The sequence below is a fragment of the Corynebacterium sp. NML 150383 genome (assembly GCF_002285085.1).
Lineage (GTDB): Bacteria > Actinomycetota > Actinomycetes > Mycobacteriales > Mycobacteriaceae > Corynebacterium > Corynebacterium gottingense.
This window is the reverse complement of sequence record NZ_NSGK01000002.1, coordinates 125,200-144,215: the sequence shown is the minus strand read 5'-3', so window position 1 is coordinate 144,215 and position 19,016 is coordinate 125,200. Positions and strand designations below refer to the sequence as shown.

The following is a 19,016-nucleotide window of genomic DNA, read 5'->3' as shown; positions in this document are numbered from 1 at the left end:
AAAACTCCTCCACATTCATGCTTTGGCAGGGGCGACAGGACTCGAACCTGCAACCTACGGTTTTGGAGACCGTTGCGCTACCAATTGCGCCACGCCCCTAGGTCCCTGCGTTGTAAACAATTACAGGGGCCTAACCCTACCACGAACGCCGGAGCATCCGCTTGAGGTGAGTAGCGATGGAGAGAATTGAACTCTCGACACAACGATTATGAGTCGTTTGCTCTACCACTGAGCTACACCGCCATGTGTTTGCCTTACGCAAACAACAGAGCCCCCTGACAGAATCGAACTGTCGACCTTTTCCTTACCATGGAAACGCTCTGCCGACTGAGCTAAGGGGGCACAGCCTCTTTGTTGTGAGTCTCACCTTTCGGTGTGACCCGCTCCGTTGAAGCCTTAAGAAGATTAACCCGATAGCGTTAAAGAACACAAATCGCCACTACAGGGCGGGTTTTTAGGCCGTTTTTCACACGCTTATAAACGCTACCGGAGCCCTGCGCATTGGAGGCGCGACCGTGCGCTCCTCCACGCGGCGGCGGTACCGTGCCTCCGGCGCTGCAGGCGCCACGCGGGTCGCTGTGGCGAGGGATAGTTCAGGCTGCCGCCTACTAGACGAGAACCCCGTGACGAGGATGCGACAAAATCCCCGCACCCTCGTCATCCTGATCTCGTCAAACAGGCCGTTCTCGTCATCCCGCCCAAGCCCCGCCCAAGCCCCGCCCACCCCCACGCACGAAAAACCCACCGCCCCGTACTCGCGTACGTGGTGGTGGGTGAGTGTGCCAGGTAGAAGATTCGAACTTCTGAAGGCAATGCCGGCGGATTTACAGTCCGCTCCCTTTGGCCGCTCGGGCAACCTGGCGTGCACCTTAAGTGCGTTGAATACTTTACAACACTACCGCCAACCCTTTGCAAATCGGCTGGTCATCAGGGTGAAAGGCGCTATCCCACGCGGTCGACGGTGTAGCGGGACAGCTGGCGCAGCGCGTCGTTGGCGGGCCCGGCCGGGAGCGTCTCGAGTTCGCGGTTGACGGCGGCGAGGTAGGCGTTGACGTCGTCAAGCGCTCGCTCCCGCCCGTTGGTCTGGCCGATCAACTGGAGCGCTCGCTGCACCTCCTCATCCGTCTGCAGCGGGCCGGTGAGCATCGCGCGCAGCTCGCGCCCCGCCTCCGAGTCCTCCTGCATGGCGTAGAGGACCGGGAGGGTGAACACGCCCTCGCGCAGGTCCGTGCCGGGGGTCTTGCCGGACTGCGCGGGGTCGGAGAAGATGTCGATGATGTCGTCCACGATCTGGAAGACCATGCCGACGGCGGCGCCGAGGCGCTGGCAGCTCGCCACCACCTCCTGACTCGCGCCGGCGTGGGTGGCGCCCAGGTACGCGGCGGACGCGATGAGCACGCCCGTCTTGCCCTCGATCACCTTCATGTAATGCTCGACCGGGTCGCCGCCGCGCGCGCCGAGCGACTCCAGCATCTGCCCCGTAACCAGTTCCTGGAAGGTGTCGGCGAAGTGCGCGACCGTGGCGGTGTCGATCTCGCTCATGATGCGCGACGCGTGGGCGAACAACACGTCGCCGGCCAGGATGGCCACGGTGTTGTCCCAGCGCGAGTTGGCCGAGTCGACGCCGCGGCGCCGCTCCGCCTCATCCATCACGTCGTCGTGGTAGAGGGTGGCCAGGTGGACCATCTCTGTAATGACGGCGGACTTCACCACGTTCTCCGACGCGGTGTCGGGCCCGAACTCGCTGCACAACAGCGCCATCAGCGGGCGGAAGCGCTTGCCCCCGGCCACGGCCAGGTGCGTGACCTTGTCCGTGATGAACTCCTCGCCCTGCGAGAGCCGCTCGAGCAGCACGCGTTCAACCTCGCCCATCCCCTGCGCAATGCGGGTGTTCAGGGCGTCGTCGCCGAGGTCCATGTCGTATCCATGGCGCGGCGACGGGTGGTTGATGTTGGCCATCGGTACCATCCTTGCAGGTTGGGCGAGACGGCCGCGGCGCCACCCGGTTCCCGGGCAGCGCTTTGCGGCGCACAATTATCGCACTCAACCGTAGTGCAAGCTGGCCACCGGGTGTACCAGCGGGGGCTGTCAACGCCTCTGGCACAATGTTGTCCGTGATGGATGTTGTTGATTGCGTTGTTGTTGGCGCTGGCCCCTCCGGCTCGATCGCGGCGATCGCCGCCCAGCGCGCGGGCCTGAGCACCCTGCTTCTCGACGCCCAACCGCACCGCCGCGACAAAACCTGCGGCGACGGCCTCACCCCGCGCGCCGTCCACACGCTGCGCACGCTCGGCCTCGAATCAGCACTCCCCGCCTACCGCAACCGCGGCCTTAAGCTCCACGGCTACGGCGGCAGCGTCACCGCGCCTTGGCCCGCCGGCCGCTACGGCACGCAAGGCTCCGCGAGCCCCCGCTCGCTTTTCGACGCCACCCTCGCCGACCAGGCCGCCGCCTCCGGAGCCACCGTCTGGCACGGCTGCGCGGCGACCGGGGCGGACTTCGACGCCCACGGCGCCATCACCGCCGTCCACACGGACCGCGGCCCGGTGCGCACCCGCTGGGTCATCGTTGCCGACGGGGTGCGCTCCCCCTTTGGCAAGTCGCTCGGGCGGGCCTGGCACAAGGACCAGGTGTACGGGATTGCCGCGAGGTCCTACTGCACGACGTCGCTGAGCACCGAGCCCTGGATGCACTCGCACGTAGAGCTGCGCGACGACGCGGGCGAGATCCAGCCCGGCTACGGCTGGATCTTCCCGCTTGGCGACGGCACCGTGAACCTCGGCTGCGGCGCCCTGTCCACCCAGGCGCGCCCTGCGAAGGTGAACACGAAGAAGCTGCTCGCGCACTATGCCCGCCAGCAGCGCGACGACTGGGACCTGGGCGAGCCGCAACACGTGACCTCGGCGCTGCTGCCGATGGGCGGCGCGGTGTCCAACGTGGCGGGCCCGAACTGGGCGCTGATTGGCGACGCCGCCGCCTGCGTCAACCCCCTCAACGGCGAGGGCATCGACTACGGCATGGAAACGGCCGTGATGGCAGTGGAGCTCCTCGGCGAGGGCAAGGACCTCACCCTTGCGTGGCCGTACGCGCTGCGCCGCGCCTACGGCGACGCGTTCGCGCTCGCCCGCACGGCCGCGCGCCTGCTCACCTACCCGCAGTTCCTTCCCGCCGCGGGCCCGCTCGCGCTGCGAGGATTAGGCGGGCGCTACCTCATGCCGGCGGCGGCACGACTGATGGGCAACCTGGTCACCGAGGAAGACACGGACCTCATCGCACGCGCGTGGCGCGCCGCCGGGCGCCTCGCCCCACGTGGTGAGGCGCTGTGGGACCCACGCTAACGCGTGTGCGGGGCTAGGCAGGCTTCGTCGCGCTGTGCAGCGCCACAATGCCCGCGCTTAAATCCTGCCAGCCTGCGTCCTGCCAGCCATTACGGTTGATCGCCGCGGCCAGCTCCTCCTGATCCGGCCACGCGCGAATGGATTCTGCAAGGTACTCGTAGGCCTCCGCATTGGAGGAAAAGACCTTGGCCAAAAGCGGCAGCGCGACCGGCAGGTACTCCTTGTAGAAGGTACGGAAACCGGGCACGACCGGGGTGGAGAACTCGTTGACGGCGAGGCGCCCGCCTGGCTTGGTCACGCGCGCCATTTCGCGCAGGCCTGCTTCGAAGTCGTAGACGTTGCGCAGGCCGTAGGAGATGGTGACGGCATCAAAGGTGGCGTCGGCAAAAGGCAGGTGCATCGCATCGCCCACCGCCTTGGGCACGTCGCGGTCGCGGCCCGCGGCGAGCATGCCTTGGGAGAAGTCGCAGGCCACCACCCAGGCACCCGACTTGGCCAGCTCCACGGTAGAAACCGCGGTGCCGGCGGCGAGGTCGAGGACCTTCTCCCCCGGCTGCAGGTGGAGGCGCTTGCGCGTACGACGCCGCCAGTACTTATCCAGCCCAAAAGACAGGATGGTGTTGGTGAGGTCGTATTTTTCGCCCACGCCGTCAAACATGCCGGCGACGTCGAAGGGCTTTTTCTCCAGATCTGCCTTGGCCATAGGAATGCATTGTACGGCTCCACCCCACTTCAGTGGGTATTCGCCGGAGCCCCTCTTGTAACTTCGCTATATCGAAGTTTAAACTTCTATCCACCAAGACACATCGAAAGAGAAAGGCACACCATGATCCGACGGGCACTCGGCGTCTGCGCCACCCTCCTCCTCGCCTGCAGCACGACAAGCTGCGCAAACACCCCCTCCTCCGGCGATGAACCGGTCGTTTTGACCACTTTCACCGTCATCCAAGACATCGCCGCCAACGTCGCCGGCGAACACCTGCGGGTGGAATCCATCACCAAACCTGGTGCCGAGATCCACGGGTACGAGCCCACCCCGGGTGACATCGCCAAGGCCTCAGAGGCGGATCTCATCCTGGATAACGGTCTCAACCTGGAAAACTGGTTCGCCCAGTTCGTGGAAGAGACCGATGTGCCGCACACGGTCGTTTCCGAAGGCATCGACCCGATCGACATCACCGAGGACGCCTACGCCGGCAAACCCAACCCGCACGCCTGGATGAGCCCGAAAAATGTGCAGACCTACGTGGACAACATCGTCGACGCCTTCAGTGAGCTCGACCCGGAGCACGCCGAGCAGTACGCGGAAAACGGGGCGAGCTACAAGGCGCAGCTGCAGGAAATCCAGGACGAGATGACGCGCGAACTTTCGGCGCTCCCCGAGCAGCAGCGCGCGCTGGTGACCTGCGAGGGCGCGTTTTCCTACCTCGCCCGCGACGCCGGGCTGCAGGAGCAGTACATCTGGCCGGTCAACGCAGAAAACGAGGCGACCCCGCAGCAGATCGCCCGCACCATCGAGTTTGTCAAGCACAACGAGGTACCCGCCGTCTTCTGCGAGTCGACTGTCTCCAACGCGGCCATGCAGCAGGTTGTCGACGCCACGGGTTCCCAGCTCGGCGACACCCTCTACGTCGACTCCCTTTCACCCGAGGACGGCCCCGTGCCCACCTACCTGGACCTGATCAAGCACGACTCTTCCGCCATCATCGAGGGCCTTACGGGGCAGGCATCATGACGCCCGCGATCAGCGTCGAAGGCGTGACCGTACGCTACGGCGACGTCGAGGCCCTGCGCGAGGCCAGCGTCGCCATCGCCCCGGGCCGAGCCTGCGGGCTCATCGGAATGAACGGTTCGGGCAAATCCACCCTGTTCAAGGCGATCATGGGCCTGGTCAAGCCCGACGCGGGCACAGTGCAGATCAACGGCGCGGACCCCGCCGCCGCACGCAAGGCCCAGGTAGTCGCTTACGTCCCGCAAAGCGAAGAGGTGGATTGGCAGTTCCCGATCACCGTGCGCGAGGTCGTCATGACCGGCCGCTACGGCCACATGAGGTTGACGCGTCGCCCGCGCCGCCGCGACGAGGCCGCCGTCGATGCGGCCCTCGAGCGCACGCACCTGACCCGCTTCGCCGACCGCCAGATCGGCCAGCTTTCGGGTGGGCAGAAGAAGCGCGCTTTCGTCGCGCGCGGCATTGCGCAGGGCGCGAGCATTATGCTTCTCGACGAGCCGTTCGCGGGCGTCGATAAGCAATCCGAAGCGACGATCACCGCACTGCTGCGCGAACTCGTCGCCGAAGGCACCACGCTGTTTGTCTCCACGCACGACTTCGCCGCCCTGCCCGCACTCGCGGAGGAATCCGTTCTGCTGAACAAGCGCGTGCTCATGCACGCCCCCACCGAAGACGTGCTGCGGCCGGAAAACCTCGCCCTCGGCTTCGGCATGACCCCGACGCAAACGGAGGCACACGCATGATGTCACTCTTGTTGGATCCGCTGAACTACAGCTTCATGAGCCGGGCGCTGGCCACCGCGCTGACTGCTTCCATCGTCTGCGCGATGCTGTCCTGCTGGCTCGTGCTGGTGGGCTGGTCGCTGATGGGCGATGCGGTCTCCCACGCGGTCCTGCCCGGCGTGGTGCTCTCCTACATCGTGGGCGCGCCTTTCGCCGTCGGCGCCGTGCTCTTCGGCTTCCTCGCGGTCGCCCTGATCGGCCTGGTGCGCAACACCTCGCGGGTCAAAGAGGACGCCGCGATCGGCATCGTGTTTACCTCGCTCTTCTCCTTCGGGCTGGTGCTGATCTCGGTCACGCCCTCGCACACGGATCTAAACCACATCATCTTTGGCAACCTGCTGGGCGTGTCCCGCGCGGAGATGCTGCAAGTAATCGGTCTTGCCGTGCTCGTGTTTGGCGCGCTGCTCATCAAGCGGCGGGATCTGACGCTCTACGCCTTCGACCCCATCCACGCGCACGCGATCGGGCTCAGCCCGCGCGCGATCGGTGCCGGGTTGCTCGCCCTGCTCGCACTGACGACTGTGGTGGCGCTGCAGGTCGTGGGCGTAATCCTGGTTGTTGCCATGCTGATCATTCCCGGCGCGACGGCGTACCTGCTCACCGATTCCTTTGGGAAGATGCTGCTTATCGCACCTGCCATGGCCGCGGCCTGCGCGGTGGTGGGCCTGTACTGCAGCTACTACCTGGACACCGCCACGGGGGCGATGATGGTGCTCGCGCAGGCGTGCGTGTTTACGCTCGTGTATCTTTTTGGGCCGCGGGGGCTGGTGCGTGCCCGAGCGCGCTCACGTACACCGCGTCAGTCGCAGCACGCCCCAGCGGGATAATCACGCCGTCGGCCGCGTTTTGCACTTCCACTGCCCCGGAAAAGGGCGCGCCCTCGGCCACGTGGAGGTGCGAGCCGACGTTCAGGCCGTGGGCGTGCAGGAAGCGCAGCAGCTCCGGGTCATCGTCGGAAATTCGCTCGATGACTACGTCGCTGCCTGGTTCCACCGTGCTCAGGGTGACTGCGTCGGGGGCGTGTATCGAGCCATCGGCGGCGGGGATCGGGTCGCCGTGGGGGTCGCGCGTCGGGTGGTGCAGCAGCGCCGCCACCCGCTCCACTAAAAGGTCGGAGACGGCGTGCTCGAGCTGTTCGGCTTCATCGTGAACCTCGTCCCAGGAGTAGTCGAGCACTTGCACCAGGAAAGTCTCGATCAGACGGTGGCGGCGCACCATCTGCACCGCGTGCGCCCGCCCCTGCTCCGTCAGTTGCACGGAGCCGTAACGCTTGTGCGAGACCAGCTCTTGGTCAGCCAGCTTGCGCACGGTGTCGGACACCGTCGACTGCTTCACACCCAGCGCCTTCGCGATCATCGAGGTGGTAGCGGGCCGGTCCGACCACTCTTCAAGCTCCCAGATCGCCTTGAGGTAATCCTGGGTGCTTGCAGACAGGTCCGAGACTGACATAGTGGGCCAGTCTACCCGGCTTTAAGCCCCGCGCGACTTGCGACGCAGCCCCGCCCACTTCGGCAGCGCGATGCTGCGCCCGAGCAGGTTGATCACATTGCCGTGGTAGCCAGCGCGCGCTTCTTCGTAGTAGCCCATCAGCTGCTCGCACAGGGCGTCCCAGGTCTTATCCGCTACGGATTCGCGCGCGTTGTGCTTGAGTTCGTCCAGCCGGGCGGGGTCAAGCAGGTAGCGGGCGGCGTCGGGAAGTTCCTCGCTGAAGGTGTCGACCTCCAGCAGCAGGCCGTTCTCCCCGTCCTGGATGAGGTCGATTGGGCCGCCGGCCTTCGGGCCGATGGTGGGCACGCCGGAGGCCTGGGCTTCCTGGATGGCCTGGCAGAAGGTCTCGAACTCGCCGGTGTGCACGAACAGGTCCAGCGACGCGTAGGCGCGGGCCAGCTGCTCGCCGGACAGCGCGCCGGTAAACACGGCGGAGGGCATGAGCTCCTGGAGCGCGTCGCGCTCCGGGCCGTCGCCCACGATCACGAGCTGGATGTCCGGGTCCTGCTCCAGGACGGCCAGGCGGCACACACTCTTCTCGCTGGCCAGGCGGCCGACAAAGCCGACAACCTTCTTCGTGCCGGTGGGATCCCACTGGTAGCGCAGCATGTCGGAGCGCTTCGACGGGTTGAACAGCTCCGCGTTCACGCCGCGACCCCAGCGCTTCACGTTCTTGATGCCGTGCGACTCCAGCTCCCGGATCGCCTCCGATGACGGGGCGAGGTTGAGCTGGCAGCGGTTGTGGATGTTGCGGGTCCAGTCCCAGGCCAGCGCGGCCACGGCGGAAAGCTGGTATTTGGTGGCAAAGCCGGCCACGTCGGTCTGGTACAGGCCCACGGCCGGCACGCCGAGCTGCATCGCGGAGAACACGCCCGCGCCGCCGAGCACGAACGGGCTGGCCAGGTGAATGATGTCCGGCTCGAACTCCGCCAGCGCCGCGGTCACGGTGGTGGTGGGCACGCCGATGGGCAGCGAATCCACCAGCGGCACGCGCATCGTGGGCACGCGCACGATAGGAAAGCCCAGGTAGTCCGCGACCTCTTCCTGGAAGTCGCGAGCACCCGGCGCGACGACGAGCGCCTCGTGGCCCTCCGCCTTCAGGTACTCCAGGACGCGGAGCACCGAGTTGGTGACTCCGTTGATGTTCGGGAGGAATGATTCCGCGACAATTCCGACTCGCATACTTTCGAACCTTCCCATGTGCATGCAAACGAGACTCTACGAGTGATCAAACTTTGTTCTAACTCAACGTGAACGTTTGGGCGCTGATCGACGCACCCACGTCCACGCCAGCGCGAACACACCGGTGGCCACGACCGCCACCGAGCCCGCGGGGATGAGCGAGAGCACCCACCCGCGCCCCTCAACCTTCACCAGGTCCGGGTTGCTCTTGGCGTAGGTCACCCAGACCTGCTGCCCTTCCCCCAGCCCGGAGGGGTAAAGCAGCCCGCTCGGGGGCGAGAAGTGCCGCCCCTCCTCGTCTTGGTATTCCACAGAGGTGCGCACCGCGCTCACCCCGGTCACCGTGGCCATGCCGCGTCCGGGGTCGGCCATGATGCGGGCGTCGTTCATCGCAGCTCCCCCGACCATCGCCACCGCCCCCAGCAGCGTGGCCAGGTAGAGCGCCAGCAGCGCCTGTTGCCCGCGCCGCCACCAATTGATCACCGGGCGAGCCTCTGCGCCAGTGCCCGCCGGGTCGCCCGCGTCGTGTCGACCTCCACCACGGTGATCGGGTTCGGCTCCGCCTCGAGCCGGATCAGGGTCTGCAGGAGTTCCTGCAGGCTGCCGGCGTGCTCGTAGTCGGCGCCATATGCCTGGGCAAGCTTCTCGACGCCCACGTGATGCCCCGTCCCGAACACCCGCTCAAAGTCGCGCTCCACGCTCTCCGCCCCAGCCTCGAGCGTGTGGAAGATCCCGCCGCCGTCGTCGTTGGCCACCACGATGGTGAGGTTCCCGGGGCGCGGCTCGTCGGGGCCGATGAGCAGGCCGTTTACGTCGTGCAGGAATGTTAGGTCGCCCATGAGGGCGACGGTGCGCGGGGCCCTGATCTCGTCGGGGTGCAGGGCCTGCGTCGCCAGGGCCACGCCGACGGCCTGGGAGACGGTGCCGTCGATACCCGCGGCCCCGCGCGCGGAGATGGTGGTCACGCCGTCGAACGGCATGCCCACCATGCTCACGTCGCGAACCGGGTTGGAGGAGCCGACGACGAGCGTGTCGCCCACGCCGAGGGTGTCGCACACGGCGGCAGCGACGTGCATGCCGGTCAGCCCGAACTCGTCCTCAGTGAGTGCGTCGCGCACGGTCTGGGCGCCGACCTCGCCCGCGGCCTCGCAGATCTTGATCCAGGCGTCCGTGGACTGTCCGGTGGCGTTGACGCGGGAGCCGCGCCGGTCCGGGTGGCCGGTGAACGTATCGGTGCGCGAGATGCCGATGACCTCGATGTCCGGGTCCGCCATGAGCGCCATGACGTCGCGGTGCAGGGTGGGGTGCCCCACCACGATGAGCTGGTCCGGCTTGGTTTCCGCGGAGAAGTCGCCGCCGTCGTGGGAGATGGCGACCTCGCTCTTGGCAAAGAAGCGCGCCGCCAGCGGGTGTACCTGGTGGAAGGGGGCGGGCGCAGTCGGCTCCGCGATGGTGGGCACGTGCTCGAGGCCGGGGACGTCCCAGGCCTCGTCGCCCGCGATGACGAGGGTGTTGCGGGTCAGGTCCACGTCCACGGCGCCGTGGTCCACCCAGGTCGGCGGCGTGCTCAGGCGGCCCGGGCCGACCCGGCGCGGCTCGCCCTCCGGCGCCGGGAGCGTGTCGGGCACGAGCGGGGTGTCCAGGGCGACGTTGATGTGGACCTGGTCCGCCGCGAAGGACACGGCGGCGGCGTCCGCCTCCGTGGCCACCTGCTGGGTGGCGGCGTAGCGGCCGAAGATCCCGTCTTGCCAAATTGTTTGCGATGCCCCCGTGCCCACCAGCCGGGCCGGGCGGTCCGCACTCACGACGGCCAGCGGGGTGTGCGACATGTGCGCCTCCACCATCGCGGGCAGCGCGTTCGCCACCGCGGTGCCCGAGGTCATGACGACGCCCACGTGCCGGCGTTGAACGCGCGCGAGGCCGAGCGCGGTGAAGGCGGCCGAGCGCTCGTCAATACGCATGTGCACGCGGAGGTCCCTGCGGGCCATGAGCGCATAGGCCAGGGGCGAATTGCGCGAACCCGGGCTCATGACCACGTCGGTGACGTTGTCAGCCAGGCGCTGGGCAATCACGCGGGCAACGGCAAGCGATTCAGGGAGCGTTTCCATGAGTGCCCAGTCTAGCGGTGGCTACTGGTTCTGAAGAATGTCGTCCGCGCCGCGGCGCAGCTCGTCCAGGAGGTCCTCGGCACCCGTGCGCACCCCGTCGGGGACCTGCACGTCGGGCGCCTCCGGGAGGTCAGGCAGCTCGGACAGCTCGGACTCAGTGAGCGCCGTCGGCTCCGGCTCACGGGAATCCCTGTCGCGGTCGCCGAACAGCGACGGGCGCTTCGTGGTCGTCTCCGTCGATGTGACGGTCTCGGTCTGGGTGTTGGTCACGGTCACCGGCGGCTTCGAGGCCTCGGCGGACGCGCCGCGCCACAGGAGGAAGAACACCACGCCCGCCGCCAGCGCAATGGCGAGCAGCACGCCCAGCACCATGGCGAGTGTGTTGGAGCGCTCCTCCGGCTCCTCGTAGTAGCGCGGCTCGGGCTCCGGCGGCGCCGGCTGGGTGTACTGCGGCTGCTCGTAACGGGGTTGCTCGTAGCGCGGGGGCTCCTGGTAGCGCGGGCGTTCCTGTTCAGCAGGGTCGGGGAAGTACTGCTTGGGGCGGGGACGCTGCGGTGGTTCCTCCGGAACGCCAAACTGGCGCGTCTGGTTATCCATGCGGATAGCCTAACGCGCCAGTGACAGCAGGGCGGTATCTAGAGCACCAACCCGAACACGGGGACGGCGAGGAAGTAAGTGGCCAGGGCGATAAGGACCAGCGCGATCGCGTTGAGCCAGATGCCGCCCTTGATCATCTCGCCCATGGTGACGTAGCCCGAGGAGTACGCGATGGCGTTCGGCGGGGTGGCCACCGGGAGCATGAACGCGCAGGTGGCGGACAGCGCCACGGGGATGGCGAGGAGGAGGACGTTCATCTCGCTGGCGTCGGTAAGCCCGATGCCCACTGCCACACCGCCCATGATGGGCAGGAACGTCGCCGCGGTTGCGGTGTTGGAGGTCAGCTCCGTCAGGCCGAGCACGAGGGCGGCGATGGCGAAGATGAGCAGGAAGACCGGCAGGACGGCCAGGCCCTTGGCGGCCTCGCCGATCCAGAGCGACAGGCCCGTGGCGGTGAACATTGCGGAGAGCGACAGCCCGCCGCCGAAGAGGAGGAGGACGTCCCACGGCATCTCGTTCGCCGTCTCCCAGTCAAGCAGGCGCTTGCCGTTTTTCTTGCCCGGGATGATGAACATGAGCAGGCCGGCGATGATGCCCACGATGGCGTCGTCGTACGGGAAGTCCCAGCCGAACTGCTTGATGCCCAGCGGGATGAAGATCCAGGCCAGCGCCGCGAGGAGGAAGATGATGCCCGCGGCAATCTGCGGGAAGGTCCACGGACCGAGCTTGCGGATCTCCGCCTCGATGAGCTCCTTGCCGCCCGGAATGTGGTCAATCTCCGGCTTGAACACGGTGATGAGCACCCACCAAGCGATGAAGGTGAACGCGATGGCCACCGGCATGCCAACCAGCATCCACTGACCGAAGCCGATGGTGATGCCGTGTGCCTCCTTCATGTAGCCCTGCAGCAGCGCGTTCGGCGGGGTGCCGATGAGCGTGCCGAGTGAGCCTATCGACGCCGAGTACGCGATCGCCAGCATCAGCGCGGTCCCGAACTTCTTCTGGTTCTGCATGCCGCCCACGGTGTCCGCGGTGAGCATGAGCACGGAGGTGCCGATGGGCAACATGACCACGGCGGTCGCGGTGTTGGAAACCCACATGGACATGAAGCCCGTGGCGATCATGAAGCCCAGGATGATGCGCTTCGGGCTCGTCCCCACCAGCTTGACCACTACGAGCGCGAGGCGCCGGTGCAGGTTCCAGCGCTGCAGGCCCAGCGCCATGAGGAAGCCGCCCATGAACAGGAAGATGGTGGCGGAGGCGTACGGGGACGACACCTTGGAAAACTCGGCCACCCCCATGACGGGGAAGATGGCGATGGGCAGCAGCGCGGTCGCGGCCAACGGGATCGCCTCCGTCATCCACCACACCGCCATGAGCACCGTGGTGGCGGCGACGACGCGCATCGCCTGCGCGGTGTACTCCACGTCTGGCTTCGCACCTGCGGATTGCGACACCGTGTCCGGGGCGCTCGCGGGGAAAATGAACCAGATGAGCGCCGCGAGTGCGACGCCGAGGATCAGGCCGATCAGCTGGCGGCGCCACTCGCCTGGTTCTGGGGCTTTGGCGAGATCGCCATCCGACAGCGCGGATGAGTCATGCACAACGGGGGTAGACATTGCCCCACCTACTTTCCAACGTGTTCAGTACTGTTTCCACAGCATGATTGGTATTCTTTTTCACAATCACCTGTAAAAAAGTTTAGTGCACCGGGTGAAAAACCGGACATTCCTTTGGCATTCCGTAGGGCACTCCCGGGCGCACTACCCCCGTATGTAGGGGAGGCAGTCGCGCACGCGTTGGAACCACCAGTTTTCGCGTTCGCCGCCCGCACGCAGGCCGTGGAGCCGCTCCGGATCGGGCACGGTGCGGCTGATACGGAGGCGGCCGCCGACAATCTCGCGCGGCGCCGCCACGTCCTCCGCGAACAGGTTTTGGGTGGCCAGGCCCGCCGCGCGTGAGCCCGTGAGCTGCGCGGCGACCAGCCCGGCGTCCATGCCCACCGCGGTGTCCAGCGCGCTGGCCACGGTCACGCCCAGGCCCAGCTCGCGCGAGATCCGCACCAGCGGGCGCACCCCGCCCAGCGGGGCGACCTTGCACACGGCGACGTCCGCCGCGCCCAGCTCGGCGACGCGGTAGGGGTCGCTCGCCTTGCGGATCGACTCGTCCGCGGCGATCGGAGAGGCGACGCGGCGGCGCACCTCCGCGAGCTCCTCGGCGGTGGCGCAGGGCTGCTCCACGTACTCGAGCTCGGCCACGCGCTCGAGCGCGTCGATCGCTTCGCAGGCCTCGTCGACGGTCCAGGCCCGGTTGGCGTCCACGCGCAGGCGCGCGTCGGGGCGGAGGGTGTGGACGCGGGCGAGGCGGGCGGTGTCGTCGGCAAGCGACTGCCCCTTCTCCGCGACCTTGACCTTGAACGTGTTGATCTCCTCCGGGTAACGGTCGAGCACGCGCTCGACCTGGTCGGCGGGCACGGCGGGAACGGTGCCGTTGACCTTGACCTCGCCCTCAGCTGCGGGGAGGCCCTCGAAGGCGGCTTCGATCCCGGCGCGCAGCCACGCTGCGGACTCTTCCGGCCCGTACTCGAGGAAGGGCGCGAACTCGCCCCAGCCAGCGGGCCCGTCGATGAGCAGGGCCTCGCGGGTGGTGATACCGCGGAATCGCACGGCCATGGGCAGCGACACGACGTGCGCGCGCTGCAGGATCTCGTCGGCGGTGGGCAGCAAACTGTTTTCCCTTCCATAAACATCGTCATGTTCTTGCTACTGTAATTTGCCTGCGGGAGTGCACGCGCAGGTAGGTAGGATGCAGTCCCATGAGTTACTCCACCTCCCAGCCGTTCGACCCCGCCCAGTGGCGCAGCGTCGAGGGCTTCGACTTCACCGACATCACCTACCACCGCCACGTCGGCGAGTCCCGCGCCGACGGAATCGTGCGCATCGCGTTTGACCGCCCGGAAGTGCGCAACGCGTTCCGTCCCCACACGGTTGACGAGCTCTACCAAGCACTCGACCACGCGCGGCGCTCACCTGACGTCGGTGTGGTGCTGCTCACTGGCAACGGCCCCTCCGAAAAGGACGGCGGCTGGGCGTTCTGCTCGGGCGGCGACCAGCGCATCCGCGGCCGCTCCGGATACCAGTACGCCGGTGGCGATACGGCCGAGACCATCGACACCGCGCGAGTGAAGGCAGAGGGCGGGCGCCTACACATCCTTGAGGTGCAGCGCCTGATCCGCACGATGCCCAAGGTGGTCATCGCGGTGGTGGGCGGCTGGGCGGCCGGAGGCGGGCACTCGCTGCACGTGGTCTGCGACCTCACCATCGCCTCGCGCGAGGAGGCCCGCTTCAAGCAGACCGACGCGGACGTCGGCTCCTTCGACGCCGGCTACGGCTCGGCCTACCTGGCCAAGATGGTGGGGCAGAAGTTCGCCCGCGAGATCTTCTTTTTGGGCCGGACCTACTCGGCCGAAGAGATGCAGCGCATGGGCGCGGTGAACATCGTCGCTTCGCACGCCGACTTGGAGGAGGAAGCGATCCAGGCCGCCCGCGAGATCAACGGCAAGTCGCCCACCGCGCAGCGCATGCTCAAATTCGCGTTCAACCTCACCGACGACGGGCTCATGGGACAGCAGGTCTTCGCCGGCGAGGCGACTCGCCTGGCGTACATGACCGACGAGGCCGTCGAGGGCCGCGACTCCTTCTTGGAGAAGCGCCCGCCGCGTTGGGACGAGTTCCCGTTTTACTACTAGGGGCGCTTTGCTGCTCGTTGCTGGCTAGACGGCGCTGCCGCCCCAGATGACGAGATGAGGATGACGAGGACGCGGAGAAAATCAACGAGTTCGTCGCCCCCTTCTCGTCATCCAGCCGATTGACGCCGAGCGGGATCTGCCAGCGCCCTCCCCGCCGCAGCCCACGCCCCCGTCGCCAGCAGCACCCCACCGCCCAGCGCCACCGCCGCGCGCAGCGGGGTCGTCGCGGTCTCCGCCCAGACCGGCACGGCGAGCACCCACAGCCAGCTGCCCGCTAGTACGTCGCCACCAATCGTCACGGACAACACGGTCCACACCAGCGTCGCCGCGAGCGTCCACGCGACGCCGAACCGCACAGTAATATACAGCGCGGTCAGCGCGAGCGTACTCGTCGTGAGCAGTGCGATAGCGCTTCCAACCACACCAAAACCGCTGGTCAGCGCCCCGAACACCACCACGAGCGCGACCACGCCGCACGTCCACACCCGCAGCGCGGCGCCCACGCCCGGGTGCTCGACTCGCATGAGCTGCCACGCGGGCCGCAGCCTCGGCCACACCAGGGTGGGCAGCACCCCCGCGCCGACCGGCAGGATGAGGTAGGTCTCCAGCGCGCGCCGCACATCGACGGGGTAGCGCATCGCCACCAGCATCACCATCGCGGTGAGCAGGAGCAGCACGCTTAACGACGCCACCCGCCCCGCCCCATACACACCCCGCAGCGCCGCAACGAATCCCACCCGCGCCGGGCGCGGCACCGCGGGCCCTGCTGCCCGCGGTGCGGCCACGACGTGTGCGGTCGTGCGACGCCGGCGCTCCCGGCGCGGCTCCGTCCACACCGCGCACGCCGCACCGAAGGCGGCAAGCAGGAGGCACAGCGCGAGTGGCGCCCAGGGCGACTGCCGGTCCAGGGCCGATCCGGGTTCCAACGGCAGCAGGTTGAATTGCAGCCCCATGAGCGGAAGCTCGAGACGCAGCGGCCAGGCGGCGGGGTTGGCCCACCACCAGTCGCGGTCGCAGAAGTAGCCGAGCTCGACCTGGTACACCAGCGCCACCACCAACGTGGTCAGCATGCCGACCCGGCGCACCAACGCGGCGGCCACGCCCGCCACGCCGCACATGCCGACCCAGACGGCGGCGCCGACGGCAAGCACCTCGTCCGCACCGTCGAGCCTAAAAACGACTGCGGCCAGCCAGTTCACCCCGAAGTCCGCGGCGCAGAACACACCGAGTGCGGCCCACACCACGGCGAGGCGGGCAGCGCGCACGCGGCGGGGGTCCACCGGCCGCCAGTCGGTCCCGCCCGAACGTGACGAACGCTCGCGGGTCTCCGCCACGCCGGCGAACAGGGTCGCGACCGGCGCGGCGAGTGCGGTGACCAGGAGGCCTTGCCAGTTCATCAGGTCGCGTGCCGTCTCTACCCGGCCGACGAGCGAGAACGCCGCGAACACGCAGCCGAACAGCAGGCCCGCCCCGGCGAGCCACCACAGGGTCGAGCCGCGCGAGCGGATCCATTCAGCGTGCAGGTAATTCACTGCGCTCCCCCGTTCCCGCCGGCGGTGAGCCGGAAGAAGGACTCCTCCAGGTTCGGCCCCAGCTGCGCGAGCTGGCCGGCAAAGCGCACGCTACCGCCGGCGATGACGGTGGCATCGTCAGCCATGTGCACGACCTCGCCAAGCTGGTGGGAGCTGACCAGCACGGTGCGCCCCGCGGCGGCGTATTCGCGCAGGTAGGCGCGCAGGTGGGCGATGCCCTCGGGGTCAAGTCCGTTCTGGGGTTCGTCGAGAATGAGCACCTCTGGCTCGCCGAGCAGGGCCTGCGCGAGCGCCAACCGGCCCTTCATGCCGGTGGAAAACGCGCCCGCTTTCTTCTTGCCCGCGTCCTGGAGCCCCACGAATTGGAGGACACGATCCGCCTCCGAATCTGGCAGGCCGAGCAGCGTGGTGTGCACGCGCAGGTTGTTGCGGGCGCTTAGGTGGCTATAGAAGGCGGGGTCGTTGATAGAGGCGCCTACGTGGCGCAGATTCGCCCGCGCAAAGGGCTGACCCATGAGCGTGACCTCGCCGTCCTCAGGCGCGAGGAGCCCGAGCAGGACCTTCATGAGCGTGGACTTGCCAGCCCCGTTGGGCCCGAGCAGCGCGTGGACGCGGCCGGGGGTGGTGTGCAGAGAGACGTCGGTAAGCACGCGGTGGGCGCCGTAGGACACGGTCACGCCCTCGCACGCTAGCTGTGGTGAAGTCATACCCCAATCCTCGCCACCAGCCCGGCGCGCCACATCGCCCCGCGGGCGGAACTTCACTCCTCCCGTGGGAGGAGATCAGGAGATCCCGGCGCGCTGCGCGATGAGCACGAGCGCGATCCGGTCGCGCGCGCCCAGCTTGGACAGCAGGCTGGACACGTGCGTTTTCACGGTGGTTTCGGCGATGAAGAGCCGCTGCGCGATCTCGGCGTTGGTGGCCCCGCGGCCGACCTCGGCGAGCACGTCCAGCTCGCGGGCGGTGAGCCCGTCGAGCAATGACCGGGCTGGCGGCTCGCCTTTCCCTTCGCGAGCCCACTGCATGACGCGCCCCGTCACCCCGCTGGCCAGGACGGACTCGCCGCGCGCGACGGTGCGCACCGCGTCCGCGAGCACGTCCGGGTCCGCGTCTTTGAGCAGGAAGCCGTGGACGCCGGCGTCGATGGCGGACTGGATTAAGGCGTCGTCGTCAAACGTGGTGAGCATGATCACCCGCGCGCCGAGCGGGAGGATCTGCGCGGCGGCGGCGATGCCGTCGAGCACCGGCATGCGGATGTCCAGCACCGCCACGTCGATGCGGTGCGCCCGCGCCCGCTCCACCGCCTGCGCCCCGTCCTTCGCGGTGGCCACGACCTCCAAGTCCGGCTGCGCCGCGAGGATGGTGGACAGGGCGGAAAGGAGGAGCGGTTGGTCGTCGGCAAGCAAAATGCGAATCATCGGCCCAGCTCCGCGCGCACGATAAAGGTGTCCCCGCGCTGCTCGGTCGACAGCGTGCCGCCCGCGCTGGCGGCGCGCTCGCGACAGCCCTCCAGTCCGGTGCCCGCGCCGGGGCGGGGGCGGATCGGCCCGGTCGACGCGACGGTCACGGCGAGCCGGTCTGCCGCCTCCACCCGCACGCGCACGTCCGGGTCCTCCTGGTGGCGCGCGGCGTTGGCCACGGCCTCGGCGACGATGCGGTGGGCGGCCAGGCTGCTCACGGCGGGCACCTGCGGCAGCGCGCCGCCCTCGTAGCTGACGCGCACCCCCGCGTCCCGGAAGCGTTGCACCAGCTCAGGCAGCTCCTCCACACCGGCGGTTGGCTCCACTCCGCTGCCACCGTCGCGAAGGCTGCGCACGAGCCGGCGGATGTCCGTGAGCGCCTCGCCTGCCTCCGCGCTGATCTGTTTCAGCGCCTCACGCTCGTTCCCGGCCGCGAGCCCTGCGTTCGCCTGCACCCGTATCAGCGTGAGCGTGTGCCCGAGCAGGTCGTGGATGTCGCCAGCGATGGCTAGCCGCTCCTGCTCGCGCGCCGCGCGCAGCCGCTCGCGCCTTCCTGCCTCCTCCCGTGCCAGATTCGCGCCCAGCAGGTACGCCACGGCAAGCACCGCCCAGTGCGCCGCGAGCGCGAGTACCGCATCCACCCCTGAGCGGTAGAACAGAACGAAGCGCTCGTCCCACGCCCACATAAACGGCGAGGCCAGCGCCCACACCATCGCCGCGGCAAGCACACCCGCGCCGAAGCGCCCGCCCGCGAACCTGCGCGCCACGAACACCGCCACGGGCACCGCCAGCACCCAGAGTGTGTAGCCCAGGTTGACCGGTGCAAGGATCCACACCGCGGACCAGGCCGCGTTCAGGGCAATCATGCCTATCGACGCCCACCGCACCCGCCCCGTGACCATCCCGAACGCCGCGACGAACCCCCAGGACAGCAGGGCCTGCACCCACCCGGATGCGTCGCTCGGCTCCGCGAACGCGCTGGCCGTGTACACCAGCGCCAGCACCGCGGCGAGGCTGGCGAGGACCAGGTCGACCGTACGCATCCTCACCGC

18 protein-coding genes and 4 tRNA genes are annotated in these 19,016 nt (G+C 68.0%); 5 read left to right on the top strand and 17 right to left on the bottom strand.

Annotation, left to right across the window (positions count from 1 at the left end):
- Nucleotides 1-23 precede the first annotated feature (23 nt).
- The 5 genes from CKJ85_RS02705 to CKJ85_RS02685 form a co-directional block, all read right to left on the bottom strand.
- Nucleotides 24-99: transfer RNA gene (locus tag CKJ85_RS02705), tRNA-Trp, on the bottom strand.
- A gap of 72 nt (nucleotides 100-171) precedes the next feature.
- Nucleotides 172-243, bottom strand: a tRNA-Met gene (locus CKJ85_RS02700).
- 26 nt (nucleotides 244-269) lie between these two features.
- Nucleotides 270-342: transfer RNA gene (locus CKJ85_RS02695), tRNA-Thr, on the bottom strand.
- Between the two features lie 438 nt (nucleotides 343-780).
- Nucleotides 781-862 (bottom strand) — tRNA-Tyr (locus tag CKJ85_RS02690).
- Between the two features lie 80 nt (nucleotides 863-942).
- A complete protein-coding gene (locus tag CKJ85_RS02685; protein WP_095553352.1) occupies nucleotides 943-1,959 on the bottom strand; it encodes a polyprenyl synthetase family protein in 1,017 nt (338 codons plus the stop codon).
- A gap of 158 nt (nucleotides 1,960-2,117) precedes the next feature.
- Here CKJ85_RS02685 and CKJ85_RS02680 point away from each other — a divergent pair, with 158 nt between their 5' ends.
- Nucleotides 2,118-3,338, top strand: coding sequence for a geranylgeranyl reductase family protein (locus tag CKJ85_RS02680; RefSeq protein WP_369825018.1), 1,221 nt, complete (start codon nucleotides 2,118-2,120; stop codon nucleotides 3,336-3,338).
- 13 nt (nucleotides 3,339-3,351) lie between these two features.
- Here CKJ85_RS02680 and CKJ85_RS02675 read toward each other — a convergent pair whose 3' ends face one another.
- A complete protein-coding gene (locus CKJ85_RS02675) occupies nucleotides 3,352-4,041 on the bottom strand; it encodes a demethylmenaquinone methyltransferase (RefSeq protein ID WP_095553350.1) in 690 nt (229 codons plus the stop codon).
- Between the two features lie 123 nt (nucleotides 4,042-4,164).
- Here CKJ85_RS02675 and CKJ85_RS02670 point away from each other — a divergent pair, with 123 nt between their 5' ends.
- Genes CKJ85_RS02670 through CKJ85_RS02660 form a run of 3 tightly spaced genes read left to right on the top strand, consistent with a single transcriptional unit; the run spans nucleotide 4,165 to nucleotide 6,676 of the window.
- Nucleotides 4,165-5,073: a metal ABC transporter substrate-binding protein gene (locus tag CKJ85_RS02670; RefSeq protein ID WP_095537579.1), complete on the top strand. Its 909-nt coding sequence runs from the start codon at nucleotides 4,165-4,167 to the stop codon at nucleotides 5,071-5,073.
- Nucleotides 5,070-5,810, top strand: a complete 741-nt coding sequence (locus tag CKJ85_RS02665; RefSeq protein WP_095275097.1) for a metal ABC transporter ATP-binding protein — start codon at nucleotides 5,070-5,072, stop codon at nucleotides 5,808-5,810. The genes CKJ85_RS02670 and CKJ85_RS02665 overlap by 4 nt, the downstream gene beginning before the upstream one ends.
- Nucleotides 5,807-6,676 carry a metal ABC transporter permease gene (locus CKJ85_RS02660; protein WP_369825013.1) on the top strand — a complete coding sequence of 290 codons (870 nt, stop codon included), beginning with the start codon at nucleotides 5,807-5,809 and terminating at the stop codon, nucleotides 6,674-6,676. Before CKJ85_RS02665 ends, CKJ85_RS02660 begins: the two co-directional genes overlap by 4 nt.
- Here CKJ85_RS02660 and CKJ85_RS02655 read toward each other — a convergent pair.
- From CKJ85_RS02655 to CKJ85_RS02625, 7 genes are all read right to left on the bottom strand, one after another.
- Nucleotides 6,582-7,298 (bottom strand): metal-dependent transcriptional regulator, encoded by a 717-nt coding sequence (locus tag CKJ85_RS02655; RefSeq protein WP_095553349.1) that lies wholly within the window; start codon nucleotides 7,296-7,298, stop codon nucleotides 6,582-6,584. The genes CKJ85_RS02660 and CKJ85_RS02655 overlap by 95 nt on opposite strands.
- 21 nt (nucleotides 7,299-7,319) lie before the next feature.
- Nucleotides 7,320-8,519, bottom strand: a complete 1,200-nt coding sequence (locus tag CKJ85_RS02650; protein WP_095553348.1) for a glycosyltransferase family 1 protein — start codon at nucleotides 8,517-8,519, stop codon at nucleotides 7,320-7,322.
- A 63-nt stretch (nucleotides 8,520-8,582) separates the two neighbouring features.
- The gene (locus tag CKJ85_RS02645) at nucleotides 8,583-8,999 is read right to left on the bottom strand and encodes a DUF3592 domain-containing protein (protein WP_369825017.1); all 417 of its coding nucleotides are present in this window, start codon (nucleotides 8,997-8,999) and stop codon (nucleotides 8,583-8,585) included.
- Nucleotides 8,999-10,627: a 2-succinyl-5-enolpyruvyl-6-hydroxy-3-cyclohexene-1-carboxylic-acid synthase gene (menD, locus tag CKJ85_RS02640; protein ID WP_095553346.1), complete on the bottom strand. Its 1,629-nt coding sequence runs from the start codon at nucleotides 10,625-10,627 to the stop codon at nucleotides 8,999-9,001. Before menD ends, CKJ85_RS02645 begins: the two co-directional genes overlap by 1 nt.
- A 21-nt stretch (nucleotides 10,628-10,648) precedes the next feature.
- Nucleotides 10,649-11,224 (bottom strand): hypothetical protein, encoded by a 576-nt coding sequence (locus tag CKJ85_RS02635; protein ID WP_095553345.1) that lies wholly within the window; start codon nucleotides 11,222-11,224, stop codon nucleotides 10,649-10,651.
- A 38-nt stretch (nucleotides 11,225-11,262) separates the two neighbouring features.
- The gene (locus CKJ85_RS02630; protein ID WP_095553344.1) at nucleotides 11,263-12,843 is read right to left on the bottom strand and encodes a DASS family sodium-coupled anion symporter; all 1,581 of its coding nucleotides are present in this window, start codon (nucleotides 12,841-12,843) and stop codon (nucleotides 11,263-11,265) included.
- A 144-nt stretch (nucleotides 12,844-12,987) separates the two neighbouring features.
- On the bottom strand, nucleotides 12,988-13,950 hold the full coding sequence (locus CKJ85_RS02625; RefSeq protein ID WP_095553343.1) for an o-succinylbenzoate synthase: 963 nt from the start codon (nucleotides 13,948-13,950) through the stop codon (nucleotides 12,988-12,990).
- Between the two features lie 89 nt (nucleotides 13,951-14,039).
- On the opposite strand from CKJ85_RS02625, the gene CKJ85_RS02620 reads away from it, so the two are divergent.
- The gene (locus CKJ85_RS02620) at nucleotides 14,040-14,972 is read left to right on the top strand and encodes a 1,4-dihydroxy-2-naphthoyl-CoA synthase (RefSeq protein WP_095553342.1); all 933 of its coding nucleotides are present in this window, start codon (nucleotides 14,040-14,042) and stop codon (nucleotides 14,970-14,972) included.
- Between the two features lie 107 nt (nucleotides 14,973-15,079).
- Here CKJ85_RS02620 and CKJ85_RS02615 read toward each other — a convergent pair whose 3' ends face one another.
- From CKJ85_RS02615 to CKJ85_RS02600, 4 genes are all read right to left on the bottom strand, one after another.
- On the bottom strand, nucleotides 15,080-16,504 hold the full coding sequence (locus CKJ85_RS02615) for a hypothetical protein (protein ID WP_095553341.1): 1,425 nt from the start codon (nucleotides 16,502-16,504) through the stop codon (nucleotides 15,080-15,082).
- The gene (locus tag CKJ85_RS02610; protein WP_095553340.1) at nucleotides 16,501-17,211 is read right to left on the bottom strand and encodes an ATP-binding cassette domain-containing protein; all 711 of its coding nucleotides are present in this window, start codon (nucleotides 17,209-17,211) and stop codon (nucleotides 16,501-16,503) included. The genes CKJ85_RS02615 and CKJ85_RS02610 overlap by 4 nt, the downstream gene beginning before the upstream one ends.
- A gap of 75 nt (nucleotides 17,212-17,286) precedes the next feature.
- A complete protein-coding gene (locus CKJ85_RS02605) occupies nucleotides 17,287-17,922 on the bottom strand; it encodes a response regulator transcription factor (protein ID WP_095553339.1) in 636 nt (211 codons plus the stop codon).
- The gene (locus CKJ85_RS02600; protein WP_095553338.1) at nucleotides 17,919-19,007 is read right to left on the bottom strand and encodes a sensor histidine kinase; all 1,089 of its coding nucleotides are present in this window, start codon (nucleotides 19,005-19,007) and stop codon (nucleotides 17,919-17,921) included. The genes CKJ85_RS02605 and CKJ85_RS02600 overlap by 4 nt, the downstream gene beginning before the upstream one ends.
- Between the last annotated feature and the right edge of the window lie 9 nt (nucleotides 19,008-19,016).